This is a genomic window from Methanogenium cariaci JCM 10550, from assembly GCF_001315945.1.
GTDB lineage: Archaea > Halobacteriota > Methanomicrobia > Methanomicrobiales > Methanomicrobiaceae > Methanogenium > Methanogenium cariaci.
In genome coordinates this window covers 1-22,910 of the sequence record NZ_BBBG01000014.1, presented here as the reverse complement: position 1 = coordinate 22,910, position 22,910 = coordinate 1, and the positions used below count along the sequence as shown (strand labels likewise).

The window sequence follows — 22,910 nt, the reverse complement described above, 5'->3', positions numbered from 1 at the left end:
AAGATCTTTTTGTGAAATACTTGGAAATGTGGAGCCTGTGCCCTTTTCGAAAATATTTTTTTCACTCGCATGAACGAACTGGTATATGTACCAATTATACCGATAAGGTCTAATTAGTGCAACCCCCTCTCCCAATACATGAATCAAATCCAGCTACATTTGTTCTTCCGGTAGTTGATCCTCTAACACAGAGAAGAAGGTCACCTTTTCTGCACATTTTCGTCGGAGCGGTTGTATATTTTGTTTCAATAGTTTTTCCAAAAGGACCAAAAGAAAATTCAACAGGTCCGTTTATCAAAGGACAACCATTCCCTGTTGAATTGTACGTAGTACCAGGTGGGCTGTTTCCCATTACAATTTCTGAAACATCTCCAAGTCTCGTCCAAACCCACCCCCCCTCCGGCAATTCATACGGCACCTCATCCAGATCAACCGGCGGCAGAACCTTCTGCTTTTTGATCGTCCCCCCCTCTTTCACCAACCTTGCCTTCTCTGCCTGAATCTTTTTCAGCAGAACGGATGCCGGTTCGTCTTCCGGGTTCTGGGGAACAAGTCTGCCCTGCACGGCAAGCTGGAGGATAGTCTCCCGGAGTTTCGGGATGCCGCCCTTTGCTGTTGCAAGAGTTTCGAAGTTCTCTGTCAGGATGTCAGCCGGGAGAGTCTTTATTTCTGCAACTGACACGGATTCACTCATTCCAGAGCACCCTTGATCTCAGACAACAGCTCTGCTCTCGTCTCATCCGCCGCAGCCCGTGCCGACTCGTACTGTGCGAGAATCTCCTCCGGGTTGCCGAGGTCAACCTCTTCCACATTCGGATTTTTGATATCCAGATTGTAGTTGTTTTTGATGATCTCTGCCACCGGCACCCGCCATGCCTGTTCGGTCTCCGTCCGGTTGTCCCACCATTCCCTCTCCGGTTCAAACTCGGCGATGCGTATGGGCTTCGTCTTGTTATACGATTTTGCACCGGCAGGGTAGGGGGGGTGCTCATAATACCAGACATCGGTTGTCTTCCCCTCCTTTTCAAAGAACAAAAGATTCGTTTTGATGCCGGTATAGGGATTGAAGACGCCGTTGGGGGGAGCCGCACAATCGTATGCAGATTAAACTCCGAAAGAAGCCTCTCCTTAATCTTCGTCTTCACCCCCCCTCACCAAACAAAAACCCGTCGGGAAGAACGATGGCGCACCGCCCGCCTGCCTTGAGGCGGTGCATAATCATCACCAGAAAGAGATCCGCCGTCTCCCGCGTCTGGTATGCCGCCGGGAAATTCTTCTCAATCCCGTCCTCCTCCTGTCCTCCGAACGGAGGATTGGTTACGACAACCTCGACCCGGTCACTCTCCGTATAATCACGGAGCGGGCGGGCAAGAGAGTTGCCGTGCACAATATTCACCGGCACATCAATCCCGTGCAGAATCATATTCGTGGTGCACAACAGATGCGGCAGAGACTTCTTCTCCGTCCCGGACACAGAACGCTTCAGAACCTTTTCATCCTCCACCGATTTCACATCCGTTTTTCTCACCAGATCAATAACCGATGCCAGAAATCCCCCCCCGTCCCGCAGGCCGGTCCATCACCCGCTCGCCCAGCCGGGGGGGATTGGTCTGCTCCACCATAAACTGCGTAACCGCTCTCGGCGTATAGAACTCACCCGCGTTCCCGGCACTCTGGAGATCCTTCAGGATCTTCTCGTAAATGTCCCCCCCGAATGTGTGCCGGTCTGTTGTATTGTTGAAGTCGATACCGTCCTCTATCTTGTTGATAACCTGCCGGATCAGGGTGCCGTTCTTCATATAGTTGTAGGAATCCTCAAAGATGGAACGGATCACAAACACCATCGGATTTACCCCCCCTTCTGCTGCGGCAGATCTTTCAGCTGAATAAAGAGTTCATTGTTCACGAAATCAAGGAGGTTGTCCCCCCCAGTAACCCCCCCTTCAGAATCTGACGCCCAGCTTCTCCACCGGAGATTTTCCGGGAGCGGTGAGACATAGGTATCGTATAAGACCTCACACTCCTTTTCCCGGTCATCAAGTATCTTTAAAAACAGCATCCAGCCAAGCTGACTCAACCTCTGCGCATCGCCGTCCACCCCCCCGGCGTCCTTTCGCATGATATCCTGTATTGATTTTATTGTTGCACTGACAGACATATGATTCTCTTAAAATATTTATATGACTCTATTCTTCAAATAAAGCCCGACATTTCTTTTTTTCCTGAACGGTCTGAACAACATTCTCTGAAGTGATCTCTTCCTGGGCTTCATCACTTGCAAACCGTGCCCTTGATTTCGCAAAATCTCTCAGATACGAGATCGATTTACCCATAACACGTGACAAAGGTACTGTTTCATCAATGGCATTTAGGATATCCTCAGTTTTTATCTCTCTTCCGTCATAATATGCCTGATAAAGACCTTCATTTACCGCTTCCTCAATTTCAGCACCTGAGAATCCTCTGGATTTTTCAACAAGCCGGGTAAAATCAAACATCCCATCGCTATACCTCACGCCAAGGCGCTTTTTGAGATGTATACCCCCCCAGATGTCATGCCTGCTCTTCTGACCGGGAAGATCTACAAAGAATATTTCATCAAAACGCCCTTTTCGTAACAGTTCAGGCGGGAGAGAAGAGATGTCGTTTGCCGTTGCGACAACAAAAACAGGTTCTTTCTTCTCCTGCATCCAGGTAAGCAGCGTTCCGAATACCCGTGCAGTCGTACCCCCCCGTCGGTATCACCTGAGCTCCCAAGACCTGAAAGGCCTTTTTCAATCTCATCTATCCAGAGGATTGCAGGGGGGGATATTGCCTTTGCAGTATCAAGGGCCTTTCTGATATTGTTCTCAGATTCCCCCCCGACAATTCCGCCAAACACCCTTCCCAGATCAAATCTCAGGAGCGGCAGGTTCCAGTCAGATGCAATGGACTTTGCAAGAAGACTTTTTCCACAGCCCTGAACACCAAGAAGAAGAACACCTTTCGGGGGGGGTCATTCCAAAATCTATTGCATCGGAATCAAAACCTCTCTTCCTCTTCCGGAGCCATTCAATCAGACTTTCCATCCCTCCGATATCTGAAAAACTTTCAGAAGGATGGAAATATTCAAGGATACCTGACTTTTTTATGACCTGCTCTTTTTCACAGATAATTAATGGGATTTCATCTTCTGTGAGTCTTCCTTTATCAAGGGCAATTTCACAGAATACATTTTTTGCCTCAATTGTCGTAAGCCCTCTCGCCGCTTCCGCCAGCCGGTCTCTGGATTTTAGCGGGCAATTATCTCCAAGATCAAGATAGGAAACAACTTCATCAAGAACAGAGGACAGAATCTTTTTTTCAGGGAGATCTACGTCAATTACATAAACATCCTTTTCAAGTTCCGGAGGTAGGTATCTCACAGGCTGCGATAGAATAAGGGTTTTTTTATTATCCAGGTCATCGTTATTTTTGGCCATCTTTCGAAGATATCCAAATATTTCCCGGTAATTTCCTGCATCAAAATAAAGGTGCAGATCTTCCATCAGAAAAATGCTGTTCTCTGCACATGTCTTTTCAAACCATGCAAGAGCTCCCGAAGGTTCAAGAATATCAGAATTTTCCTGATCCCAGACTTCATCATATTCATTGTACTTTGAGATCCCGGATGTGTTATTCCATGTATACAATGAACGTTTGTTGTCTTTCTGTGCCCGAATGCAAAAACCATTACTCTCCGCCATTCATATGAAATCAGCTGAATAATTGGGATTCCTGCTTTTACTTTAAGAGAAATCTCTTCATTGACTGTCTTTGCCATATAATATCGCCTCCAAATCATCCGGTTCCGGATATCCTGCTATCGTTATCTCACCTGTTTCATCAATATGGATTTCAACGTCATTTTCTCTTTTGTCAATACTATCCTCAAAATCCCGGTAAATATCCGAATTGAATGAAATATTCTGGTTCAACGAACCTCTCCACTTGAGATAGACAGAACGCAGACCTTCAACGTAACGCCCGCTGACAACAATATCAGACATACTGAAAACGTCCTCTTTTACTGTGCCGGAAATTTCGGCTCCGCATATCCCGTATAGAGCATGATGGAATATCCATCACTTTTGAGCATTTTAGCTAAAATAAGAAGATTTTCAGCCTGGTCAAGAGGTTCTCCCCCCCCAAAAAAGTAACGCCTTCTATTCCTTTCGTTTCTCTGATTTTTTCTAAAATATCACAAGGAGTGAATAGGAGGTTATCTTCAAAAGGCCAGAGTTCCTTATTCCAGCACCCTTCACACCTAAGAGAACAGCCCTGAAACCAGATGACAAAACGATTTCCCGGGCCGTAAATAGCACTGTTCTCCAAAAAGGCGGCAACATTCAAACGAGCACTATTGCCATCACAACCTTCTGACAAGCTGAATTCGCACCTTTCCGTTTATCAGTTCTTTCTTTGGAACAAAGCCTGCTGTTTTTGCCCTTTGAACCATGATCTCTACCTTACTTTCGATCTCTTTTTTGTGCTCTTCCTGTTCGGCCTTTCTCTCCTTTTCAAGACGCTTTATCTCTCTTTTAATCTTGATCTCTTTCCTGCGCCTGTCCTCTTCGCTAAATGCTGCCAGTGCTGAATTTTCCTTCAGGTCTGCCTGCTCTCTTCGTAACCTCTCCAGCATCTCATCGGCTTTCTGGTTATAGATTCTAGGGAAATTTTCAAGAAATTTTTGATGTGCCCGGTTGTCATCAATATAATCAACAATAAATTTATTCTCACGGCTTTGAAGTGTCAGACCCGCAGGGCAGGGGGGGCACTCTTCAAGCGCCATCTTCACACAATCGGAATTAAAAAATTGGCAGGGAATTATTTTTGCCCGGATTCTGCAGCTCATTTCTGGCTCCTTCTTAGCATATCTTTCTGCCTGACAAGGGTGGAATTCTCCATATAGTATTCATCAGATTTGTTGGTGTCAGACACAATTGCAAGTTCTTTGAGTAATTCTTCAACCTGAGCAATACATGCAGGGCCTTTAATTCCATTGGTTTCAATAAAAATCTCACCGTTCTCATCAATCTCAATGGTTATCTCTTCACTCATCATATCACCAGGTTTTTTCTGCAACAAGCCTGCAGTTGGTATAGATTAGAATCTCTTTTTTTGCCGTTTCAATCTCATCGGTACGTTTAATTGCGAGGTAATCATCATTACCCACCCGGTAAAGGATACCTGCTTTTGGCAGAGGATGTTTCGGGATTGCGATGCTCCCTGGATTAGCTTTTTTAGAGACGGTCTTCTTCTTTATTTCCTTATTTTTACCGGAAGACTCAGAATATTCATTGGTTTCACTTTCTTTCACATCGTTCTTCTTCAGTTCCTCTAACTCCTGAAAGATTGCCTCATTTATTATCTCAAGTTTTTTCAATGCATCTGATGCCTTCTGGATATCGGTTTCTTTGGCCCATTCTGTCTTTAAAAAGGAGTTTAGGCGCCCTTTCTGGTCTGAAATCAGATTTTGTTTTGTTATTTTCTTTAACCCTTCGAGAGATTTTCATATCTCTCTATCTCCGATAAAATTTCCTGACAAGCTCTTTTCACTCTGATTTCAAAGTCAGACCACTGACTGTATAATGCATGTTTTTTTGCATTTAAAGGCAGAATAGGCGGGACAATTTTCCACGTATATTCAATGCTGTTTGCATAGCATAATTTGTCCGGATACTTAGGCCTGCATTCCCCTCTTACCCAGTCATCGATACTGTTTGCAAATACATCATCAAGAGGAATTATTTTTTCAGACTCAATAGAAATCGCGTTCTTAGAATCCCAGTCAGAATCCGAGGGTAAAATCATTCCCTGGATATTTCCGATCTCTTTTTTGGTGATATAATCCCAGTCTGGAGATGACGTATAATGCGAGGCATTTTTTTCTGCCTTTCATCAAGGATAAATCCGAAATCTCCTGAGAATGCAATCGTTTTTTTAACGTCTGAGATAAAACTGAACGGCAGGTAATTATATCCCGTTATGGTAGCCCCCCCATCTGCATCTTCAATATACTCCCGTGATTTTTCATTCACAACACAGGAAACTCTGTTTGAATCATCCAGAAATACCGCCGCACTCTCCGGTGCATTATTAGAGAGACATATTTCCTGAATCTCTTCAGATACAAGTTTATCAAGAGCATCAATACGAAATGCGGAAGAGATTAGTGAAGCATATTCAGGTGCCTTTGGATGGATTTTTTTGGTCTTTATTTTTCGGTTCCCTTTTATTTCATCTCCCTCGGATTTCCACCATAGATGAGTGAAATGGCAGTATGCCTCATATGCCTGTTTATTATTCAGGTCAAGAATGATAGGAGATGAATTCCCCCCCTTTGAAGAGAGGTCACCTTCAAACCAGATACCAGTACACCCATTCTCTGGATCACTTATCACAAATGTGGACGTAATGTCAGCCCTTTCCCTTGCAATTCCAAAATGTTCTAAAATTTTATTTGAGTAATGAGTGTCAAGGTTATTTACAAGCAGATATATCCGTACACCATCATTTTGCTTCTTTTCAAGCTCAAGTAATAAATCCCCTGCTGCAATTCTTGGAGTGTAGATGAAGATGGTTTCCCTGCTGTTTCCTATAATGTCCAGTGCCCTTTGTACATTATTTTCCTTCATTCTATTTGGAGCATTCCCGGACTTTTCCCAAAAACCGGAGATAATCTGCTTTGAATTGTCAATAATGCCTGAAGATACATCTTTTGGCATAATCTGTGTGTTGTTATCTGAAATCATTAGTATCTCACCTGAAATGCCCAATTACATACGAACTCTGTTCAGATCCCTTCAATTCTACAGTTGAGGCCGTTTTTCGTACAAAAAATTTCTCAGAATCATTGCGTTGGGACTTAATATGCACGGGAGATTCCCGTGCTTTCACATTAATTCTGCATATATCCTTTCCATTAACAGAAAGAATGTCCATTTTTATATCATCGCAGAACGTGTTTCCAATGTATTTTTCAAATTCCTGATCAAAACGAAGCCTGAAAGCGTCTCTTCTGTCCTTATTCAGGGATTTGTTTACAATCTGATAATCGCCGTTTATCCCTTTGATTCTCCCGTTGTCAGATATCCCAATTAACAAATTTCCACCGTTGGAATTCATAAAAGCAGCAATTGTTTTCATTGCCTTGAAGATGGAAGTGTACTTTTCATCACCGGTATTAATTCCAAAAAGTGTTTCCTTGAATTCAGTCCTATCATTTTCTCCCGAATAAATTATTTCATCCAGTTCTTCTTCAGTGAGTCCTGGAGTTTGCGTGCAAGCCCCGGAACTATATTCCAAATTGGATTTTTGGGAGAAATTGTCCGGATAAAGATCATCAGCGATTTGAATCTCAGAGAATATTGACGGGTTGTTTTCCAATAGAAATTCTTTGAACCGGATTATATCAGATTCCATACCTGGAAATGCACGTGAAAAGGGCGTTTTTTTCATAAACACTTCTGCATGCATCGTTGCAGTAATCCATGGTAAAATAAAATTTCTCGATATTTTTGGTTAATTTATCAGCAGTCAGATAAAATACCCATTCTTCTGCATCAGATTTGGTTTTTGGAATCAGATCCACATCCTCAATCCTGACATCCCATCTGTCGTCGTCATTACCTGAATTAAAGATGAGAGATTTTCTATCAAAATGATCAAAATGGCTTTTTTTGAACTTCTCAATTGCAGATTTGTCATTTTTTATATCACTGAAATTCACTCTGACAGCATCGAAATTTTTGTCATAATCCGGAACCAACGTGCAGATATTATCTTTAACAGAAATATTTCCATAATTATTGTCTTTGTATGAAAGATCGTCGGATATAATGTTTAGCGAACAACTGTCACCTGAATTTCCGGATATTTTGATATCTGCCGGGTATTCATTATTCTCGATTATCCTTGGATCACTCCCGTCCGGTCTTTCAAATTTTACTCTGAAAGAGTGCCTGTCCTTATTCCATGATATGAATTCAACGTCATCAAAATTGCGAAAATCGGGCATTGACCGTGTTTCTTTGTTGATTGATTGCCATACAGGTTTTTCAGGTTTAAAATCAACAATTTGTGAATTCACCCCCGGGAGCAGGGTCATTAACATAAGAGAGACTGTAAAGGCCGGATTGAGGGACCGCGACCATATCATTCCCAATCGCTTTATGTCCGGCATCTGTCATCCTGTTCAGTTTTTTATCAAATAATCCAAGGTCTGAAAGATACCTCTTCAGATTATCAATTTCTCCTCTATGTAGATCAAATTCTTCAATATTCTTCAGAAGATATGTGATCTCAGGTCTTTTTTCCTGATTGTATACGGTTACAACAGCTTTGATGTTCTTTACCGCTGTCTTTTTCTCTGCAACAAAATGTGTCATCTCATATTTCCTCTTCTTTTATCGCATCTGCTAAAATCAAATTCCGGCATGGATTGTTCTGTGATCATCTGAAACTCCCTTGAACTCTGCCTTCTCCCAAAGAAACACCTGTTGCCAATGATAAGTGTCTGGTATCTTGCTCTTGTTATCGCAACATTTTGCCTGTTCGGATTGTCCATAAAACCAATCTTTCTGGTTCTGACCGTTGAAAGAATTACGAAATCCGCTTCCCTTCCCTGCACCTTGTCAACCGTGTAGTTGTAAACCCTGACACCACTGATGTCAAAAATGGTATAATTCCTCTCATTTCCCTTTCCCTTTTTCCTGAGTTCTTCCATGATTGCCTTTCTCTGGGCGTCATAAAAGGTGACAATTAAAAGTTCCCACGTTCTTTCCGGGTCACTATTGTTACGGGAATTAACCCATTTCACAAAGGAATCAAGCTCATCTAAAACAGCTTCAATTTCCTTTCTGTTGACGTTTTTGTCATCATTTCCAGCTACATCACGCCACCAGAACCGGGACCTGAATTTACCGTTGTTGTCGTAACTCCAGTCCCTGCCACCTTCACCACCATCTGATTGTTCTATAACAGAGGAAACATCCAACAGGGCTTCATTTTTGTAATATATTCTTCTTGGAATCTTTGATATATCAGGGTGCATCCGGTGCTGATACTGAAGTATCTCATATCTGCTATTCAGTTCAGCATCCGGAATTCCGTGTGATAAGATTGTTTTCTCATCATCCTTGCGATTAAATCCACTTACTCCTACCTGGAGGCTTGTCAGAACAGAAGGAAATGCGATACGCTTCACTTTGTTTATCTGATTCCATATTTTTTTGTGGCTGTCAGAATCCGGCGGGAGAAGTGCATGCATACTGGCCTCATAATAGCCGCTGTTCTCTCCCCCCCCGCACCGATAGAGTTCTCAAGCTCATAGACACGCTTCATCCTCCAAGCAATCTTTCCTGCCCAGTTACTGCTATTAATCTCTTCCTTGATTTTTTCCTTTATTTCAAATGGGTTATCAGTTCCATGAGACTTTTGCGGTTTATATGAGTAGAATTCCCCCCCCGCTGCCCAATGGCATTCATCATGTGACAAACTTTGTAGTCATGGACATCAGGCAATTCTGTATTACTAAATTCGATGAAAATATGTGTTTCAGGCAGATTTTTGTAAAATTTGCGGTATGTATGACTATCGATAAAAATGAGATCAGAGAGAACCAGGCGGAAATATTCCGAGTTAAAGGATTGTGATGTGATAACATCAATAGGACTATTTTTATTTATTTTAACAGAATCTGATATTACCACTGTATTGGGAATTCTGAACTTATTGTATCTGCCTTCATTTTTCTTCTCTGTTTCAAAATATTTATCTGAGAAAATTTTGTAAACCTGCTCGATAACAGCCTTATCTTCAACACAGATAAATTTAGGAGTTCTTTGGTTCTCACCTGATTTATTAAAGGCAAATACCAGATCAAGATGTAATTTAAGTGCTGTCTCAATCGCCTTGTTATCAATAATTCCGTCCAGATTTACCCTTACATTGAGTTCATCAACACTTGGTGACAACTGGCGGATATCTCCCACAAGAATATATTTTTTAGAGTGGACGGCCGGCACCAGAAATTCCTGAAATGTGGTTTTGCTTGCCTCATCAATGATCAGATAGTCAAATTCAGGCTTTATGTAATCCCTGAATTTATTGAAAATATGGGGATAACTGGGTATACCCATGGTTGTACCACATACCAGATTTGAACTCTGAATAACCATCTCTTCCAGAGGATTTTCTTTTCTGCCTTCGTCTGCTGTATTGGTCCTCGTCTGGTCATTGCAGGTTTCTGGAATTTTTCCGGTTATTGTTTTGAATTCATCAATTCTTTCATCAATATGGTATTTTTTAACTCTTTCAGAAACTACACCTATGTTCCTCCCAATTCTCAGAGGGACAATACCCTCATCCATAAGATTTGTTCCTTTGGAAAGACAGTGTTCTTCCATCTTTTCAATGACATTATCTATTGCAACATGGGTGGACGCACAGAGCAGGATCCGTTTGTTGTCTTTTAACAACTGACAAATTAGTTCACTTATTGCAGTTGTTTTCCCTGAACCGGGGGGGCCTTCAAGAATGGCAACATCAGGAGTGTTCAATGCCTTTATTACAAAATCCTGTTGCTGTTTGGTACCCTCCCTTTGCAGATCGGTAAGATATTCCCATTCAATATCGTTCTGCCGGTAATTTTCAGCTGAATTATTCCAATTCAGGTTTTCATATTTTTCAAAAAAATCAAGTATGGTTCTGTGTTCAGGTGATGGATATGTCTTTAAAAGTTCAACTGCATTCAGCTGCTTCATTAACTGTCCGGTTGCCTTTGGGGGGGGATATATGACAGGTTTTTTTGGCAGTCTTTCAACCAATATCCTTGATTCTTCAGAATATGACTTAATAAACCGTATTTTTTTGTCCGTATCCCTGGTTTTACCATTTGATAAATCGGGATCTTCCCAGATTTCACCTTCTGATGAGGAAAGTTCAAGGAAAATATCAATTACGCTGCTTTGTTCCCCATCCTGATTGTTTTCATCTGAACGGATATCCGGCTCAGAAATTTCAATCCAGACGCCCGAATTCTTTTTATTATTCTTAGAACGGTAATGATAAATAAAACCAGAAGTATCAGATAAAATCCCGTAATTTCTTTTTCAGTCTGAATTACAGGATTTTGATTATATTGCCTTAAATTCGAATAATTTAACTTCCCCTTTTTGTCCTGAAGATCGGGTAAATTACTACCGGATAAACCACATTTAAGGACTTCATAATCAACCCTCTGTTTGTCCAGAAACAAAGCCTCATTATTTTTTAGGGTTTGTGAAATGTTCAGAAGAAAATATTCTCCTAAATCTTTCGTTTCACCTAATACTTTTAATTCATTGTTTTGCGAGTCATGAAGATTCTTAATATTCTCAATCCTTGCAGACGACACAATGCTCCATTCGACTCCCTTTCTTCCATAGTATAAATTGTCACCATTTTTCAGGTTAAAATCCGGATGTAATGAGAGATAGATTCCGTCCCCTGTTTTTTCATGCGCTTTAAATTTGATGATATGGTCAGCTTCATCAAAAAACTGTTTTTGGGGGGGATCGAAATCCTGGGGGGGATTTATCGAGATGAAAATCCTGATCTCAGGTTTAATAATTTTAATTCTGGTATAAGGTTCAATAATGTAATCATAATTTTTTATTTCTCTCCAGTTGAGGGCATAGCGTTTAACATCCAGAGAATCGATTGAATTTTGTATGAACTGCTTAAAATAATAGAGTTCACCCTCAGTATCTTTGTAATATCTGTCCGGATTATTTTGCTCCAGATTCTGAAAAAACAGGTTGGCATTACCAACTCTAGATTTATTATCTCCATATTTATTACTTTTCTTGAAAGCAGAACTCATATTTCATCTCTAAATGAAAATTAGAGACAATTATACATCTAACCTTCGGTTTAATCGAAAATTCAGCACTCAGCGCTATAAAGACAAGTCTCAAGACCACGGATTGCTTTCATATAATTGTTCCTGCCACCGAATATGCCGTTGATAATCTCAACCGGCGTTCCGAAATTGCTTATTGGATCCACCCGCAGGATTTCCATTGACTCCATATCCAAAAGACCTTCATCAGAGTATTTGTCCAGAATCGCATCCAGCACCTCGCGGGCCTCTTTGCCGAACCGATCAAAATACGACTGTTTCCTCACTTTTTTTGCCCGTTCCTTTCGTGACAGCGCAGGCCGGTCAAACACCACATGACAGATCAGGTCAAACGGATCATACTCAGTTCCCACCTGCTCCTTGAGTGCATCAATGAAAACGCCCTTCTCCTCCAGTTCATGGACAACCGCCGATTTTCTTTCCGCATCCGTCCAGTGATTCAGAAATGCATCAAGCGTCGGATAATCCTTCGCTACCGCATGTTTGGTGAAATCCTTCAAAGACTCGGTAACGATTCTGCCATTCGCGCTATAGTACTGCACACGCTCGGCAACAACAGAAACCTCCACATCGTTTACGAAATACCGTGTTCTGCCATCCCCCCCCTCCTCGTTATCTGCACCATCACGTTGCGGGCGTTCATTATCCGGATCGAAATTCTCGTCAGGGAGAGCAGGCCCGTCCCAGTCGGGATCAGAAAACAGCTCAGTAGCCTTTCTGAAATCCATAATGGTAAAGAATTGTTTCCCGAATTCCTCATTGATACGCGTGCCCCGGCCGATGATCTGCTTAAACTCGGTCAAAGATGAGATCTGCTTATCAATAACAATCAGTTTGCAGGTCTGCACATCAACACCCGTTGTCAGCAGTTTTGAGGTCGTTGCAATCACCGGATACCGTTCCTCAGGCATGATAAAGTTGTCCAACTCGGCCTTCCCGTCCTCGGAATCCCCCGGTAATCCTCATCACATACCGCTTACTCCTCTGCGCATATTCCGGCAGTGCATTGACAAGATACTGGCGCATCCGCTCGGCATGATCGATATCCTCACAGAACACAATCGTCTTGCCATAAGGATCGGTCTTCCTCATAAAGTCCGCGATTCTGCCTGCAACAAGTGCGGTTCTCTTCTCAAGCACCAGTTCCCGGTCGAAATCCTTCTGATTATAGACACGATCCTCAATCTCATTTCCGTATTTGTCAGTCTTGCCCGCCTCGGGCCTCCAACCGGAAAGATCCTTATCGATATCGATACGAAACACCCGGAACGGAGCCAAAAACCCGTCCTCAATCCCCCCCTGTTTCAGCGAATAGGTGTAAACCGGCTCACCGAAATAATGGATATTGGATATGTACTTCGTCTCCTTCGGAGTCGCAGTAAGACCGATATGGGTTGCCGATGAAAAATAATCCAGAATCTCACGCCACGCCGAATCCTCAGCCGCACTGCCCCGGTGGCATTCATCAACAACAATCAGATCAAAAAATCCGGAGAAAATTTCTTAAATATCTTCCGGGACTCGTCATCACCCGTGAGTGCCTGATACAGACCGAGATACACCTCAAAACTCTTATCCACCGTTCGGTTTTTGATCTTGGTCATCGCATTGCCGAAAGGCTGAAATCATTGATTCTGGTCTGATCAACCAGAATGTTTCTGTCCGCCAAAAAGAGAATGCGTTTCTTTGCCCCCCCTGACTTCCACAGCCTCCATATGATCTGAAACGCCGTGTAGGTCTTTCCGGTTCCAGTCGCCATCACCAGAAGAATCCTGTCCTGCCCCCCCTTTGTGATGGCCTCAACCGTCCGGTTTATTCCATTAACCTGATAATATCGCGGAGATTTCCCCGAACCATCCGGATAATAATTCGTTGTGTAGAGCGACACCGCCTCATCAGAAAATCCCTTCCATGCACGGTATCTCTCCCAGAGAACAGACGGGGGGGCAGGAAACTCGTTCAGGGACAGTTCACGTTCGATGCCGGAGGATGCGGTCTTATCATGCATTAAAAAAGCATCGCCGTTCGAGCTGAAGACAAAGGGACATCAATCATATCGGCATATTCAATCGCCTGCTGCATCCCGTGACCAACAGAGTGTTTATTGTCTTTTGCCTCGACAATGGCAAGAGGCATATTCGACTGGTAATAGAGCACGTAGTCGGCAAACTTCCGCGTCCCTCTTTTCAAAACGCCCCCCCCTCACAAGGAACTGCCCTTTGGTAAGATTTACCTCCTCTCTCATCTGCGTATGTAAATCCCATCCGGCATCAATAATTGCAGGAGTGATATATTTTGTGCGGATCTCACTCTCACTCATCGACTTTTTGTTAAAACCCTGCAATATCTTCGCTCCTTTAATAATAATGCGAGGATTGCATACTTATATCTTAGTTATACGATGACAGCACCCTCTGAACCGGAGGCATCCATACCAAAACACTGGGTTCATCACAGATCTCATGATCAAAAAAGTCGGTGAGATGCCTGCCCGGCCTGCATGCAGGGTATGTTGCGGCACCACCAGTTAATTTAAATTATTTTATTTTCAAAACAAGTTCACCAATATTCCAACACCGTTATCACCAGGGAGAGAGTATTCTTCCAAAGGGAAAGGATGAAGACAACACTCTACTACTTCACCGGCACCGGCAATTCCCTCTGGGCAGCACGGGAACTTGCCCGCCATATACCGGAGACCGAGCTGGTGCCCATGGCAAAATGGATACATGACGGGGACCACATTCCCGCACCAGAGCAGAGTCGGATTCGTGTTTCCGGTCTCCATCGGCAGCCCTCCCCCCCTTCTGGTCTCAGCATTTGCCGAAAAGATAAACCTGGACGCCGCAGAGGAGATCTTTGCCCTTGTCACGATGGGGGGGAGCTGTGGTGATGGGGGGGCATGGAAACACCTGAACCGTATCCTCAAAAAACGTTCCTACCGGATGGATGCAGCATATAGCGTGAAGACACCCACCAATTACCTGCTGTCAGGGGGGGATGTGCTGCCCGAAGACCAGGAGATTGCCGTCATCTCAGTTGCACGCTCCGATCTCGACAGGATTGCAGAAAAGATTACCCACGGGGGGGACAACAGCTTTGAGAAGGGCCCCCCTCCTGATGAATATACGCAACAGCGTTCTCCACCCGCTCCTGAAGAACCGGCTGCGATCCCAGGGCCCCCCCGTTTCCGGCGGATGATACCTGTGATGGTTGCGGTACCTGTGAACTGGTCTGCCCGACCTACAATATCACCGTGTCCGGTATGAACCGGCCGGAATGGGGGGGCAACGCCTGTACATTCTGCTTTGCCTGCATCAACTACTGCCCCCCCGACATGCCATACAGTCGGGAACAAAGACTGCCGCACGGAACAGGTACCATCACCCGGATGTGAGCATCACGGACATGATGATACAAAACGGCCGGGAATGATCAGGAGTTACCGGCCCCCCCGGAAATCTTTTTGGGTATGCCCACAATACTCCGGACATAAGAGGAAGAGCACATGCCAGAGACAACTGTCCGTGAACTAAAGGGAACCGACTGGGAAAAAACCGTTGAAAAGAACAGCCTCCCGGTTGCCGTGATGTTTTACAGCCCGACCTGTTCCCACTGCAAAACGATGGAACCATATTTCCACACCTACGCAGAGGAATACGCAGAAGATGCTCTTTGTCCGGCTGAACCTGGCGGAAAGTCCGTGGATCGGTGAACGGTATGGCATAATGGCGACACCGACCTTCGGGTTCTTCTGCGCCGGAAAAGCGGTGCAGAGTTTTTCCGGTGCCGTATACCCTTCAATTATCAAGACACGGGTTGAAGAGGTGCTGCAGCACGGAGCGGAATGTGCCGAGATGTCGTCTGCGGTTGACTATGAAATTAGCGGATATGCATAACCTGAGCCCTGCCGGAACCACTACAATTATGCGCACATGAGTAATAAGATATTTATTACAGTACAGGAGACAGTGTAATAGTTATGAAACTTTGTATACCAATCAACGAAGATAACGGCCTTGAGAGCATTCCATACAGCCATTTTGGATCAGCATCGGCATTTCTTCTGGTCGATACAGATACCGGCGTATGCTCACAGATACCACCCACCAGTTCAACCCATGGTAGTGGTGGCTGCGCACCGGCAGCGGAACTGGCAGAACATGCTGTTGAGGCAGTTCTTGTCGGCGGAATTGGCAGGGGGGCCATCATGAGCCTCAACGGTGCAGGCATAAAAGTATTCTGCGCCATACCTGGCACTGTCGGTGCGAATGTTCAGGCACTCAACGATGGCATGCTCAGTGAGATGGATCCCGCAGGTGCCTGCGCCGGCCACAGCCACGACAACGGCGGCTGTTAAGATACCAAATATTTATACTGCACATCCCTCCATCAGGATGAGGTATCCCTCATCCTGCATATCCTCCAGGCACCCGGCCTGCATCACAAGCCATAACCCGCTCTTCTGCCAACTCTTATTGAATATATTCCATGCCGCTTTCTGATGTCACCACCGTTCTGAGACACTACTTCGGGTATGATTCCCTGTACCCCCCCTACCAGGAGGAGATCATCCGTGCCCTCGCAGACGGGAGGATGTACTGGGAGTGATCGCCACCGGCGGGGGAAAATCCCTGTGCTACCAGATACCGGCGCTGATGTCGGGGGGGGACAACCGTCGTCATATCGCCGTTGATCGCCCTGATGAAGGATCAGGTGGACACCCTCCGGGAATGCGGGGTGCCTGCCGCCTGCATCTCCTCGCTACAGAACTACGCTGAACGACGGGAGACGGAAGCGTCACTCGCCCGCGGAGAGCTGCGAATGCTCTACGTATCCCCCGAACGGGCAGTGAAGGCCGAGTTCTTCTCTCTCTTAAAGAAGACATCGGTCAGCCTCATCGCGGTTGACGAGGCGCATTGCATATCGCAGTGGGGGGGCCATGAATTCCGGCCGGAATACCGGGAACTGGCCCAGCTCATCCGTGAATTCCCGCAGGCACCGGTGGTGGCACTGACGGCCACCGCGACTCCTGCCGTGCAGAACGATATCATCGCACAGCTCCACCTCCGCCGCCCCCCCCGCCGGGTGACGGGCAGTTTCTACCGCAAAAATCTCCGGTATGAGGTCAGGCCAAAGAAGGACACAAAAGGGGGGGCAATTCTCTCCTACCTCCGGAATCACCGGAATCAGACAGGGATCATCTACTGCCTCAGCCGCAAGGGGGTGGAGGAACTGGCAGACACCCTCCGCCGCTCCAACATCCGTGCCCTGCCCTACCATGCGGGACTCACCCGGCGGGCACGGGAAGAGACACAGGAGGCATTTGTCCGCGACCGGGTGCAGGTCATCGTCGCCACCGTCGCCTTCGGGATGGGCATTGACAAGCCGGACGTGCGGTTTGTCATTCACCATGACCTGCCCCCCCGGTCGCCTGAACATTACTATCAGGAGACCGGGAGGGCCGGACGGGACGGCGACCCGGCAGACTGCATCCTCTTCTATTCCCCCCCCGGCGACCGGCACCGGCAGGCGTTTTTTATCCAGCAGGAGTCATCTGCCGCCCGGCAGAAGGCAGCGTATGCAAAACTCGAGGAGATGACCACCTACTGCGAGGAACACCGCTGCCGACAGGCCATGATCCTGCAGTATTTCGGGGAAGAACCCCCCCCGTCGGGCGGCTGCGGCAGCTGTGATGTCTGCTGCTCCCCCCGCGGGAACGCTTTGACGGCACGGCGATTGCCCGGACGGCCGTCAGCTGTGTGCAGAGTCTGGAAATTCCCTGCGGCAGCAACCACCTCATCGACCTGCTCCGCGGGGGCGAATACAAAGAAGATCCGTGAACTGGGGCAGCAAAATACCCCCCCTGGCTACGGAACCGGCAAGGCATATTCAAAGGATGACTGGCGCTCCTTTATCCGTGAACTCGTCCGCTTCGGCTACCTTGAACGCGAGAGCGGTGTCTACCCGGTGCTCACGGTGGGGGGGATGCGGGCAGGGAACTCTTAGCGGCAGGGAATCATGCAGACGGCATCTTTTTAACCCGGACAAAACGGCCCGCCACCCGGCAGGAAGAACCAGCCGACCCTCTCTTTTTCAGGCTGAAGGCACTCAGACGGGAGATTGCTGATCGGGAGGGGATTGCACCGTATATGATCTTCTCGGATGCAACACTCCGGGCGATGATCGCCTCCCGCCCGACAACAGATGCAGCGTTTCTCTCCATCAAAGGGGTGGGCGCCACCAAACTAAAGCGGTTCGGCCCGGCCTTTATGGCAGCGATCGCAACAACTGAAGACGGAGCGGACGGGTCGGCGGCAGAGACCCTGCGCCTCTATCGTGCCGGGTGCACCATGACGGAGATTGCAGAGAGACGATCCCTGACCCCCCCTGATATCTGCGGTGCCCATCTCGCAGCAGCCATCGATTCCGGCGAAGCAGTGGATATCGATGACCTCGTGCCCCCCCCACCGGCAGGCAACCATCCGGGAGGCGGTGGCACGGGAACAGACACAGGACCTCCGGCGGCTGAAAGCCGTCCTCGGCGAACGGTTCAGCTACATCGACATCCGGCTCACCTGTGCAAGGGACCGGCAGCATGCCAAAAGATAACGCGACCAGCCCGGAGAGCGGGCGTCATATATTTATCAAAGTGCAGGCATAGTGTCCCTCATGACAGACGAGAAGATCACCGTCGGAGGAAAGGAATTTGTCTGCTCCGTCATCCCGGCAGGCCCGGTCAATATTGTCTTTGCCGCAAACGAAGGCGGCCTTGTGGGCTGTGGCGCCATAGATGTAACGGCACTTTCCGGATTCGGATACGCAGCGGCCCGTATACGCCCGCCGGAGGGGGCAGGGATCGGTGGCAACCGCAGACGATCTCCTCCGGGGGGGAATCATTAAAGAGATAAACGCCCCCGGCAGAAGAGAAGGGAGTCCGAGTGGGCATGACCGGCGAAGAGGCACTTCTGGTGCTTGGATAAAAGATATCTCACGCCTTTTTACTAGTCCTTCATTTCCCCCAACCGGGCAGACCTCATCCTTTCGTCCCTCCGGAAATGAGAAGGACCGCGGGCGGAGATGAACAGTGTGTCCTGATGTAATCCCAACTATCATTATTTATCAATTTGTGACATTTTGATAGATATTGATAGATTATGTACCTGAATACCAAAGAAGATTTTACCTCCATATTCGAGGTGTCATCCCCGCACCACCTCATAAAACCCGTGGAGATGCTCATACAGTTCCTGCGCCTTCTGTTTCATCCGTGTCGTCCGCGGGGGGGGTATTCCCGCATCCCGCAGTGGGCAAAATCGTTTCTGAGGGTGGAGAGTTCCGCCCAGAGATGGGTGGCCTGTTCTTCACAGGGAAGCTGTATGTACCAGTCGGTGAAGATGGTCCGGATATACGGCGAACCTTTCAGATCCAGAATGGCAGCACCGAAGGTCTGTGACATCTCATAGCGGGTGTCGGGATTTAGCCACCCAGGATAGCTGTCCCCGTAACGAATCAGGAGCATGACATTCACCATCCACTCCCGTGAAAAGGTCACCCCCTGGAGCAGAAGGCCCCGTTCGACCATGAACCCGATCAGATCGAGCTCCTTTTCCACGTGGGCCCAGGTGAGACCTTCGTCCGGATCCGGCCTGCGGATGCCGAGGTCGCCGACCATGCGGATTGTATCAAGCACCTCCACAAGGGGGGGCGGAGTGAAGACCTCCATCTCACCGGTTACCTCATCAATGTCACGGGCAATGCCGGACGCGAGGTTCAGGGCATCAACCGGACGTGCCATCCGGGTCGCCACCGCAAACCCGTCCAGGGTCCGGGCAAACCGGGAGAGTTTTTCCGGGGCATCCGGCGCCCGGAGAGGTAGGCCTCCTTTGCCGTCCGGTTGGCAAGCCGGTTGATGCCCGCCGCATCCATCGACCGGAGAAAGGCGTGCACACTCGTAGTCCAGTCCAGAATGGAGAGAAAGGGCGTCAGATCCAGAAGATGTGACGGTTGTCCGTCATCCCGGTACTGGCCGTAGAAGACATGGGAAATCTCCGCTTTGCCGGTTGTTTGCAGGAACGCTGCGGAGAGAAAACCGACCAGAAGGAGGGAACGGAACCCGTGGGTGATGTCAAAGACGATCTCTTCACCCACATCGATGCTGGTTTCGAGCGCCCGGAAGATGGTCCAGAGTTCCTCTTCCGTCTCACCATTGGGGGGGATGATCACCAGTTCCGGGGGGGTGACACCACACCCGGAGAGTGCCGCTGAAACAGGTTCCCATGCAGTCCGCCGGGCACCTTCGGTCGCAAAAAGGACGGCACGATCCACCGTTCCAAGCAGGCGACAGATGGCCTCCTGCACAAACCGGGTCTCACAGGCGGAACCACCACAGGTATACGATGTGGCCCCCCCGTCCTCCTGCCCGCCCAGAAATGATATGAGTTTCATGGTAAGAGACTGCCCCCCCTGCCTTTGGTTATTCCGGTAGACCAGCTCTTTCTGCTGCACACAGCGTGCCGCTCGGGACACAAAGGAGAAGAGACTGGTTTTGTATCTCTCTTCCGGTTCAACAGTTATCTATTGTTCGTCTCAGGTGGGATGAAAAAAAGTCTGAGGGATTCGGTAGGGTTCATTTGAGGCACGACTATCATCCGGAGAGTTTGGCAAATGTGTGCAGACATCTATATATCAGGTCACTCCGATCTCAGAACATGCCTTCTGCAATTTATCACCTAAAAAGCCATCGTGGAAAGAGGGGGGGGATGTCCCAGATAGGGCCGGCGAGTTGTAATGCAGGGAAGGGTGTATAATCAGAATGATTCTGTGAAATCCTGATATCAGGAAGATACCGCAGGAGTGATTAACATGAAAAACGTCGATGTCGATGCTCTCTTCATAGGGCCGAAATCAGAAAACAGGGATTATTTCAAAGAGATGATGAACTTTCTGGTAGATGAACATCTGTTCTGGCGAAGAGATTTCCATCCCAATGATCCGGAATATATTAAAATCAGGGAGAGATACAGCGAGGATTTCATGCTCACCCAGGAGCGTATGACAGAGACCCTTCACGAGCTCTCTTCAAGACTGAAGGAGTCATCCATGCCATGGGCTTCCCCCCCCGGTATCTCGGTCATATGAACAGCGACACCCTGGCAGTTGCAAACCTTGCCTACCTTACAACCATTCTCTACAATCCGAACAATGTTGCATATGAAGCCTCCCCCGTCACTACCGCACTGGAGATCGAAGCCGGAAAACAGCTCGCCGGGATGCTGGGGGGGTATGATCCCGGTAAGAGTTGGGGGGGCATATCACCTGTGACGGAACGGTGGCAAACTACGAAGCACTCTGGCTTGCCCGCAATATAAAAACGATTCCGCTTGCGATAAAGGAGGTAAAACCGGAACGGGTAGATGGCAAGAGTGAATGGGAACTTTTGAACATTCCTGTCGGTGAATGCCTCGACATGTTGGATGTCCTCAAAAAGGAGGGGTTATTCGAGGCAGTAAAGGATCGTTCCGTCAGGGTAACGGGTGTTGATCGGAACACATGCGGCAAATTTCTGGTACCCCAGTCTAAGCACTATTCATGGGTAAAAGCAGCGGATATCTTTGGAATCGGCCAGGAGAACATGGTGCCGATTCAGGTTGATGAACACTTCAGGATGGATTTAAAGCACCTTAAACAAGTTATTGACGGATTTGTTGCGGATAAAATCCCGATCATGGGTGTCGTGGCCGTTGTCGGGGACAACCGAGGAGGGGGGGCAGTCGATCATGTGGATCTGATCGCTGAAATGCTGGAGGAATATGAACGCGATGATGTATCATGGTATTTCCATATCGATGCCGCCTATGGGGGGGATATGCCCGCTCAATCTTTCTGGACAAGGATGGAATCTTTATGGAATACGATGAACTGATCAAATCCCTCCATTCTGAAAAACTGGTGCACAGGGATATAAATTGGCCGAAGTTGCCAGTCTATTCAGCATTTCGGGCAATCCCAAAGAGCAATTCCGTCACCATCGATCCTCATAAGATGGGGTATGTCCCGTATGCTGCAGGTGCAATCGTTATTCGGGATAAAAGAATTCTTGATCTGATATCCTATTTTGCGGCCTATGTCTTTGAGAAGGAACAGGACAACCCGATGCTTCTCGGTTCATATATTCTGGAGGGCTCAAAACCCGGTGCGACGGCAGCGGCGGTATGGGCATCCCATAAGGCGGTTCCATTGAATGTTTCCGGATATGGCAGGATTATTGCACGAAGTGTCGAAGGTGCGGCACGGTTATATCACTCGATAAAAAAGATGGGTGAATTCGAGATTGAAGGGATACCATTTTGTATTCATCCTCTTGTCCGCCCGGATTTCAATATTGTGATGTTTGCGTTCAACGAGGCCGACAATACGAATCTGGAGAGGATGAATGATCTGAACCGGAAGATCTACGAAAAATGTTCATACGTATCAGGACCGGTTTATCAGGATGATTTCATTACGTCAAAGACATCACTGGATGCAGAAACCTATGGAGAGGCACCGTTACCGTTTATAGAACAATTCGGGATGTCAAAGGATGAGTGGGAGAGGGTGAAAACAGTATATCTTCTCCGTTCATGTGTTCTGACCCCCCCATATCTTGCAAGAACATCCACCTATGTGGAATACTGGGGGCAGGCTTATTGATTCAATGAAGAAAATCATCACAGAGATCTCTCTTGAGGAAGCCGCACAGGTAATCTGAAGATCAAAGAAAATCAGTTCATCCCTTCGGAGAGCAGATAAACGATTTCAACGAGCGCTTCCGCTCACCCATATATCCGTTATTCCCATAACACCTGCAGCGAATGAATACAACCACTCACGCTCTTTTGTATCGTATATACAGAACAGAATGGTTTTTCATTGCAGGCAAAGAATCACAGACAAGAGCTCTCGCTCGTTGATATAACAGTTACAGAACAGATTTTTCTCTTTT

At 47.0% G+C, this 22,910-nt stretch carries 38 protein-coding genes and 4 pseudogenes; 16 read left to right on the top strand and 26 right to left on the bottom strand.

Going from position 1 to position 22,910, the window contains the following annotated elements; all coding sequences use genetic code 11:
* Window positions 1-109: 109 nt before the first annotated feature.
* The 23 genes and pseudogenes from JCM10550_RS11245 to JCM10550_RS20680 form a co-directional block, all read right to left on the bottom strand.
* Entirely contained in the window at window positions 110-694 is a 585-nt protein-coding gene (locus tag JCM10550_RS11245) for a restriction endonuclease subunit S (protein WP_062399214.1), read from the bottom strand.
* A pseudogene (locus JCM10550_RS25110) lies at window positions 691-1,068 on the bottom strand (N-6 DNA methylase); the annotation flags it as partial. The pseudogene JCM10550_RS25110 and the gene JCM10550_RS11245, both read right to left, overlap by 4 nt.
* A gap of 73 nt (window positions 1,069-1,141) precedes the next feature.
* Window positions 1,142-1,513, bottom strand: a complete 372-nt coding sequence (locus tag JCM10550_RS25105; RefSeq protein ID WP_281175376.1) for a class I SAM-dependent DNA methyltransferase — start codon at window positions 1,511-1,513, stop codon at window positions 1,142-1,144.
* A 19-nt stretch (window positions 1,514-1,532) separates the two neighbouring features.
* The gene (locus JCM10550_RS25100) at window positions 1,533-1,844 is read right to left on the bottom strand and encodes an N-6 DNA methylase (protein ID WP_218185191.1); all 312 of its coding nucleotides are present in this window, start codon (window positions 1,842-1,844) and stop codon (window positions 1,533-1,535) included.
* A 5-nt stretch (window positions 1,845-1,849) separates the two neighbouring features.
* Complete coding sequence (locus JCM10550_RS20700) at window positions 1,850-2,158, bottom strand: type I restriction-modification system subunit M N-terminal domain-containing protein (RefSeq protein WP_218185190.1); 309 nt, start codon at window positions 2,156-2,158, stop codon at window positions 1,850-1,852.
* A gap of 28 nt (window positions 2,159-2,186) precedes the next feature.
* A pseudogene (locus JCM10550_RS11235) lies at window positions 2,187-2,714 on the bottom strand (AAA family ATPase); the annotation flags it as partial.
* Window positions 2,715-2,918: 204 nt separating this feature from the next.
* Window positions 2,919-3,725, bottom strand: a complete 807-nt coding sequence (locus tag JCM10550_RS11230) for a hypothetical protein (protein ID WP_062399210.1) — start codon at window positions 3,723-3,725, stop codon at window positions 2,919-2,921.
* A 57-nt stretch (window positions 3,726-3,782) separates the two neighbouring features.
* Window positions 3,783-4,028 (bottom strand): hypothetical protein, encoded by a 246-nt coding sequence (locus JCM10550_RS11225; protein ID WP_062399209.1) that lies wholly within the window; start codon window positions 4,026-4,028, stop codon window positions 3,783-3,785.
* 359 nt (window positions 4,029-4,387) lie between these two features.
* Window positions 4,388-4,810 (bottom strand): hypothetical protein, encoded by a 423-nt coding sequence (locus JCM10550_RS11215; protein WP_157200191.1) that lies wholly within the window; start codon window positions 4,808-4,810, stop codon window positions 4,388-4,390.
* 59 nt (window positions 4,811-4,869) lie between these two features.
* Window positions 4,870-5,082, bottom strand: coding sequence for a DUF2997 domain-containing protein (locus JCM10550_RS11210; RefSeq protein ID WP_062399203.1), 213 nt, complete (start codon window positions 5,080-5,082; stop codon window positions 4,870-4,872).
* Window position 5,083: 1 nt separating this feature from the next.
* Window positions 5,084-5,404 (bottom strand): hypothetical protein, encoded by a 321-nt coding sequence (locus tag JCM10550_RS11205; protein ID WP_062399201.1) that lies wholly within the window; start codon window positions 5,402-5,404, stop codon window positions 5,084-5,086.
* 107 nt (window positions 5,405-5,511) lie between these two features.
* Complete coding sequence (locus tag JCM10550_RS11200) at window positions 5,512-5,832, bottom strand: hypothetical protein (protein ID WP_062399198.1); 321 nt, start codon at window positions 5,830-5,832, stop codon at window positions 5,512-5,514.
* Window positions 5,829-6,773, bottom strand: coding sequence for a TrmB family transcriptional regulator sugar-binding domain-containing protein (locus tag JCM10550_RS11195; RefSeq protein ID WP_062399196.1), 945 nt, complete (start codon window positions 6,771-6,773; stop codon window positions 5,829-5,831). The genes JCM10550_RS11200 and JCM10550_RS11195 overlap by 4 nt, the downstream gene beginning before the upstream one ends.
* A 7-nt stretch (window positions 6,774-6,780) precedes the next feature.
* Window positions 6,781-7,479 carry a helix-turn-helix domain-containing protein gene (locus tag JCM10550_RS11190; protein ID WP_172673868.1) on the bottom strand — a complete coding sequence of 233 codons (699 nt, stop codon included), beginning with the start codon at window positions 7,477-7,479 and terminating at the stop codon, window positions 6,781-6,783.
* Window positions 7,433-8,128 (bottom strand): hypothetical protein, encoded by a 696-nt coding sequence (locus JCM10550_RS11185; RefSeq protein ID WP_218185189.1) that lies wholly within the window; start codon window positions 8,126-8,128, stop codon window positions 7,433-7,435. Before JCM10550_RS11185 ends, JCM10550_RS11190 begins: the two co-directional genes overlap by 47 nt.
* A complete protein-coding gene (locus JCM10550_RS11180; protein ID WP_062399190.1) occupies window positions 8,091-8,408 on the bottom strand; it encodes a hypothetical protein in 318 nt (105 codons plus the stop codon). The genes JCM10550_RS11185 and JCM10550_RS11180 overlap by 38 nt, the downstream gene beginning before the upstream one ends.
* A complete protein-coding gene (locus JCM10550_RS11175; RefSeq protein WP_062399189.1) occupies window positions 8,405-9,289 on the bottom strand; it encodes an AAA domain-containing protein in 885 nt (294 codons plus the stop codon). Before JCM10550_RS11175 ends, JCM10550_RS11180 begins: the two co-directional genes overlap by 4 nt.
* 133 nt (window positions 9,290-9,422) lie before the next feature.
* On the bottom strand, window positions 9,423-10,847 hold the full coding sequence (locus tag JCM10550_RS11170) for an AAA domain-containing protein (RefSeq protein ID WP_062399187.1): 1,425 nt from the start codon (window positions 10,845-10,847) through the stop codon (window positions 9,423-9,425).
* A 131-nt stretch (window positions 10,848-10,978) separates the two neighbouring features.
* The gene (locus JCM10550_RS11165) at window positions 10,979-11,884 is read right to left on the bottom strand and encodes a hypothetical protein (RefSeq protein WP_062399185.1); all 906 of its coding nucleotides are present in this window, start codon (window positions 11,882-11,884) and stop codon (window positions 10,979-10,981) included.
* A gap of 62 nt (window positions 11,885-11,946) precedes the next feature.
* The gene (locus JCM10550_RS20695) at window positions 11,947-12,849 is read right to left on the bottom strand and encodes a type I restriction-modification enzyme R subunit C-terminal domain-containing protein (RefSeq protein WP_218185188.1); all 903 of its coding nucleotides are present in this window, start codon (window positions 12,847-12,849) and stop codon (window positions 11,947-11,949) included.
* A complete protein-coding gene (locus JCM10550_RS23085) occupies window positions 12,827-13,201 on the bottom strand; it encodes a hypothetical protein (protein ID WP_245619091.1) in 375 nt (124 codons plus the stop codon). The genes JCM10550_RS20695 and JCM10550_RS23085 overlap by 23 nt, the downstream gene beginning before the upstream one ends.
* Before the next feature lie 322 nt (window positions 13,202-13,523).
* The gene (locus JCM10550_RS20685; protein ID WP_218185187.1) at window positions 13,524-13,931 is read right to left on the bottom strand and encodes a DEAD/DEAH box helicase family protein; all 408 of its coding nucleotides are present in this window, start codon (window positions 13,929-13,931) and stop codon (window positions 13,524-13,526) included.
* A complete protein-coding gene (locus tag JCM10550_RS20680; RefSeq protein ID WP_218185186.1) occupies window positions 13,931-14,113 on the bottom strand; it encodes a hypothetical protein in 183 nt (60 codons plus the stop codon). Before JCM10550_RS20680 ends, JCM10550_RS20685 begins: the two co-directional genes overlap by 1 nt.
* Before the next feature lie 539 nt (window positions 14,114-14,652).
* Here JCM10550_RS20680 and JCM10550_RS11155 point away from each other — a divergent pair.
* From JCM10550_RS11155 to JCM10550_RS23050, 10 genes and pseudogenes are all read left to right on the top strand, one after another.
* Complete coding sequence (locus JCM10550_RS11155) at window positions 14,653-15,192, top strand: hypothetical protein (protein ID WP_062399183.1); 540 nt, start codon at window positions 14,653-14,655, stop codon at window positions 15,190-15,192.
* Entirely contained in the window at window positions 15,180-15,320 is a 141-nt protein-coding gene (locus JCM10550_RS17290) for a hypothetical protein (RefSeq protein WP_245619089.1), read from the top strand. The genes JCM10550_RS11155 and JCM10550_RS17290 overlap by 13 nt, the downstream gene beginning before the upstream one ends.
* Before the next feature lie 111 nt (window positions 15,321-15,431).
* Window positions 15,432-15,638: a co-chaperone YbbN gene (locus tag JCM10550_RS23080; protein ID WP_245619088.1), complete on the top strand. Its 207-nt coding sequence runs from the start codon at window positions 15,432-15,434 to the stop codon at window positions 15,636-15,638.
* A gap of 13 nt (window positions 15,639-15,651) precedes the next feature.
* On the top strand, window positions 15,652-15,822 hold the full coding sequence (locus tag JCM10550_RS23075; protein ID WP_245619086.1) for a hypothetical protein: 171 nt from the start codon (window positions 15,652-15,654) through the stop codon (window positions 15,820-15,822).
* 83 nt (window positions 15,823-15,905) lie between these two features.
* Window positions 15,906-16,283, top strand: a complete 378-nt coding sequence (locus tag JCM10550_RS11145; RefSeq protein WP_062399180.1) for a NifB/NifX family molybdenum-iron cluster-binding protein — start codon at window positions 15,906-15,908, stop codon at window positions 16,281-16,283.
* Window positions 16,284-16,530: 247 nt separating this feature from the next.
* Window positions 16,531-16,704, top strand: a complete 174-nt coding sequence (locus JCM10550_RS23070; RefSeq protein ID WP_177326926.1) for a hypothetical protein — start codon at window positions 16,531-16,533, stop codon at window positions 16,702-16,704.
* Window positions 16,628-17,569, top strand: a pseudogene (locus tag JCM10550_RS23065) (RecQ family ATP-dependent DNA helicase); the annotation flags it as partial. The gene JCM10550_RS23070 and the pseudogene JCM10550_RS23065, both read left to right, overlap by 77 nt.
* A gap of 116 nt (window positions 17,570-17,685) precedes the next feature.
* Entirely contained in the window at window positions 17,686-17,766 is an 81-nt protein-coding gene (locus JCM10550_RS23060; RefSeq protein ID WP_245619104.1) for a hypothetical protein, read from the top strand.
* Complete coding sequence (locus JCM10550_RS23055; protein WP_245619102.1) at window positions 17,759-17,932, top strand: RQC domain-containing protein; 174 nt, start codon at window positions 17,759-17,761, stop codon at window positions 17,930-17,932. The genes JCM10550_RS23060 and JCM10550_RS23055 overlap by 8 nt, the downstream gene beginning before the upstream one ends.
* 131 nt (window positions 17,933-18,063) lie before the next feature.
* A pseudogene (locus JCM10550_RS23050) lies at window positions 18,064-18,147 on the top strand (HRDC domain-containing protein); the annotation flags it as partial.
* Between the two features lie 24 nt (window positions 18,148-18,171).
* On the opposite strand, the gene JCM10550_RS20675 reads toward JCM10550_RS23050, so the two are convergent.
* The gene (locus JCM10550_RS20675) at window positions 18,172-18,333 is read right to left on the bottom strand and encodes a hypothetical protein (protein ID WP_172673866.1); all 162 of its coding nucleotides are present in this window, start codon (window positions 18,331-18,333) and stop codon (window positions 18,172-18,174) included.
* Here JCM10550_RS20675 and JCM10550_RS19725 point away from each other — a divergent pair.
* Both JCM10550_RS19725 and JCM10550_RS11130 read left to right on the top strand, forming a co-directional pair.
* The gene (locus JCM10550_RS19725) at window positions 18,326-18,535 is read left to right on the top strand and encodes a hypothetical protein (protein WP_172673865.1); all 210 of its coding nucleotides are present in this window, start codon (window positions 18,326-18,328) and stop codon (window positions 18,533-18,535) included. The genes JCM10550_RS20675 and JCM10550_RS19725 overlap by 8 nt on opposite strands.
* A 60-nt stretch (window positions 18,536-18,595) precedes the next feature.
* Window positions 18,596-18,826, top strand: a complete 231-nt coding sequence (locus tag JCM10550_RS11130) for a hypothetical protein (RefSeq protein WP_245619084.1) — start codon at window positions 18,596-18,598, stop codon at window positions 18,824-18,826.
* A 361-nt stretch (window positions 18,827-19,187) separates the two neighbouring features.
* On the opposite strand, the gene JCM10550_RS25095 is transcribed toward JCM10550_RS11130, so the two are convergent.
* Both JCM10550_RS25095 and JCM10550_RS25090 read right to left on the bottom strand, forming a co-directional pair.
* Window positions 19,188-19,721: a TM1812 family CRISPR-associated protein gene (locus tag JCM10550_RS25095; protein WP_172673867.1), complete on the bottom strand. Its 534-nt coding sequence runs from the start codon at window positions 19,719-19,721 to the stop codon at window positions 19,188-19,190.
* Window positions 19,697-20,431, bottom strand: coding sequence for a CRISPR-associated DxTHG motif protein (locus tag JCM10550_RS25090; protein ID WP_157200189.1), 735 nt, complete (start codon window positions 20,429-20,431; stop codon window positions 19,697-19,699). Before JCM10550_RS25090 ends, JCM10550_RS25095 begins: the two co-directional genes overlap by 25 nt.
* Before the next feature lie 357 nt (window positions 20,432-20,788).
* Between JCM10550_RS25090 and JCM10550_RS20670 the strand changes: the two genes are divergently transcribed.
* The 4 genes from JCM10550_RS20670 to JCM10550_RS20655 are packed head-to-tail and all read left to right on the top strand — an operon-like array spanning window position 20,789 to window position 22,618.
* Window positions 20,789-21,064 (top strand): hypothetical protein, encoded by a 276-nt coding sequence (locus JCM10550_RS20670; protein WP_062399169.1) that lies wholly within the window; start codon window positions 20,789-20,791, stop codon window positions 21,062-21,064.
* Entirely contained in the window at window positions 21,061-21,294 is a 234-nt protein-coding gene (locus JCM10550_RS20665; protein WP_062399167.1) for a hypothetical protein, read from the top strand. The genes JCM10550_RS20670 and JCM10550_RS20665 overlap by 4 nt, the downstream gene beginning before the upstream one ends.
* The gene (locus JCM10550_RS25085; RefSeq protein ID WP_062399165.1) at window positions 21,255-21,848 is read left to right on the top strand and encodes a pyridoxal-dependent decarboxylase; all 594 of its coding nucleotides are present in this window, start codon (window positions 21,255-21,257) and stop codon (window positions 21,846-21,848) included. Before JCM10550_RS20665 ends, JCM10550_RS25085 begins: the two co-directional genes overlap by 40 nt.
* A 53-nt stretch (window positions 21,849-21,901) precedes the next feature.
* Window positions 21,902-22,618 (top strand): pyridoxal-dependent decarboxylase, encoded by a 717-nt coding sequence (locus JCM10550_RS20655; protein WP_218185185.1) that lies wholly within the window; start codon window positions 21,902-21,904, stop codon window positions 22,616-22,618.
* Window positions 22,619-22,910 lie beyond the last annotated feature (292 nt).

Excerpts from the sequence above, each read along its gene's own strand:
- JCM10550_RS11245 (WP_062399214.1), bottom strand. The coding sequence starts at position 694 with ATGAGTGAATCCGTGTCAGTTGCAGAAATAAAGACTCTCCCGGCTGAC.
- JCM10550_RS25100 (WP_218185191.1), bottom strand. The coding sequence starts at position 1,844 with ATGGTGTTTGTGATCCGTTCCATCTTTGAGGATTCCTACAACTATATG.
- JCM10550_RS20700 (WP_218185190.1), bottom strand. The coding sequence starts at position 2,158 with ATGTCTGTCAGTGCAACAATAAAATCAATACAGGATATCATGCGAAAG.
- JCM10550_RS11230 (WP_062399210.1), bottom strand. The coding sequence starts at position 3,725 with ATGGCGGAGAGTAATGGTTTTTGCATTCGGGCACAGAAAGACAACAAA.
- JCM10550_RS11225 (WP_062399209.1), bottom strand. The coding sequence starts at position 4,028 with ATGTCTGATATTGTTGTCAGCGGGCGTTACGTTGAAGGTCTGCGTTCT.
- JCM10550_RS11215 (WP_157200191.1), bottom strand. The coding sequence starts at position 4,810 with ATGGCGCTTGAAGAGTGCCCCCCCTGCCCTGCGGGTCTGACACTTCAA.
- JCM10550_RS11210 (WP_062399203.1), bottom strand. The coding sequence starts at position 5,082 with ATGATGAGTGAAGAGATAACCATTGAGATTGATGAGAACGGTGAGATT.
- JCM10550_RS11200 (WP_062399198.1), bottom strand. The coding sequence starts at position 5,832 with ATGATTTTACCCTCGGATTCTGACTGGGATTCTAAGAACGCGATTTCT.
- JCM10550_RS11195 (WP_062399196.1), bottom strand. The coding sequence starts at position 6,773 with ATGATTTCAGATAACAACACACAGATTATGCCAAAAGATGTATCTTCA.
- JCM10550_RS11190 (WP_172673868.1), bottom strand. The coding sequence starts at position 7,479 with ATGAAAAAAACGCCCTTTTCACGTGCATTTCCAGGTATGGAATCTGAT.
- JCM10550_RS11185 (WP_218185189.1), bottom strand. The coding sequence starts at position 8,128 with ATGACCCTGCTCCCGGGGGTGAATTCACAAATTGTTGATTTTAAACCT.
- JCM10550_RS11180 (WP_062399190.1), bottom strand. The coding sequence starts at position 8,408 with ATGACACATTTTGTTGCAGAGAAAAAGACAGCGGTAAAGAACATCAAA.
- JCM10550_RS11175 (WP_062399189.1), bottom strand. The coding sequence starts at position 9,289 with ATGCATGCACTTCTCCCGCCGGATTCTGACAGCCACAAAAAAATATGG.
- JCM10550_RS11165 (WP_062399185.1), bottom strand. The coding sequence starts at position 11,884 with ATGAGTTCTGCTTTCAAGAAAAGTAATAAATATGGAGATAATAAATCT.
- JCM10550_RS20685 (WP_218185187.1), bottom strand. The coding sequence starts at position 13,931 with ATGCATGATAAGACCGCATCCTCCGGCATCGAACGTGAACTGTCCCTG.
- JCM10550_RS11155 (WP_062399183.1), top strand. The coding sequence starts at position 14,653 with ATGACGGGGACCACATTCCCGCACCAGAGCAGAGTCGGATTCGTGTTT.
- JCM10550_RS23080 (WP_245619088.1), top strand. The coding sequence starts at position 15,432 with ATGCCAGAGACAACTGTCCGTGAACTAAAGGGAACCGACTGGGAAAAA.
- JCM10550_RS23075 (WP_245619086.1), top strand. The coding sequence starts at position 15,652 with ATGGCGACACCGACCTTCGGGTTCTTCTGCGCCGGAAAAGCGGTGCAG.
- JCM10550_RS11145 (WP_062399180.1), top strand. The coding sequence starts at position 15,906 with ATGAAACTTTGTATACCAATCAACGAAGATAACGGCCTTGAGAGCATT.
- JCM10550_RS20675 (WP_172673866.1), bottom strand. The coding sequence starts at position 18,333 with ATGGGCACCGCAGATATCAGGGGGGGTCAGGGATCGTCTCTCTGCAAT.
- JCM10550_RS11130 (WP_245619084.1), top strand. The coding sequence starts at position 18,596 with ATGACAGACGAGAAGATCACCGTCGGAGGAAAGGAATTTGTCTGCTCC.
- JCM10550_RS25095 (WP_172673867.1), bottom strand. The coding sequence starts at position 19,721 with ATGGCACGTCCGGTTGATGCCCTGAACCTCGCGTCCGGCATTGCCCGT.
- JCM10550_RS20670 (WP_062399169.1), top strand. The coding sequence starts at position 20,789 with ATGAAAAACGTCGATGTCGATGCTCTCTTCATAGGGCCGAAATCAGAA.
- JCM10550_RS20665 (WP_062399167.1), top strand. The coding sequence starts at position 21,061 with ATGAACAGCGACACCCTGGCAGTTGCAAACCTTGCCTACCTTACAACC.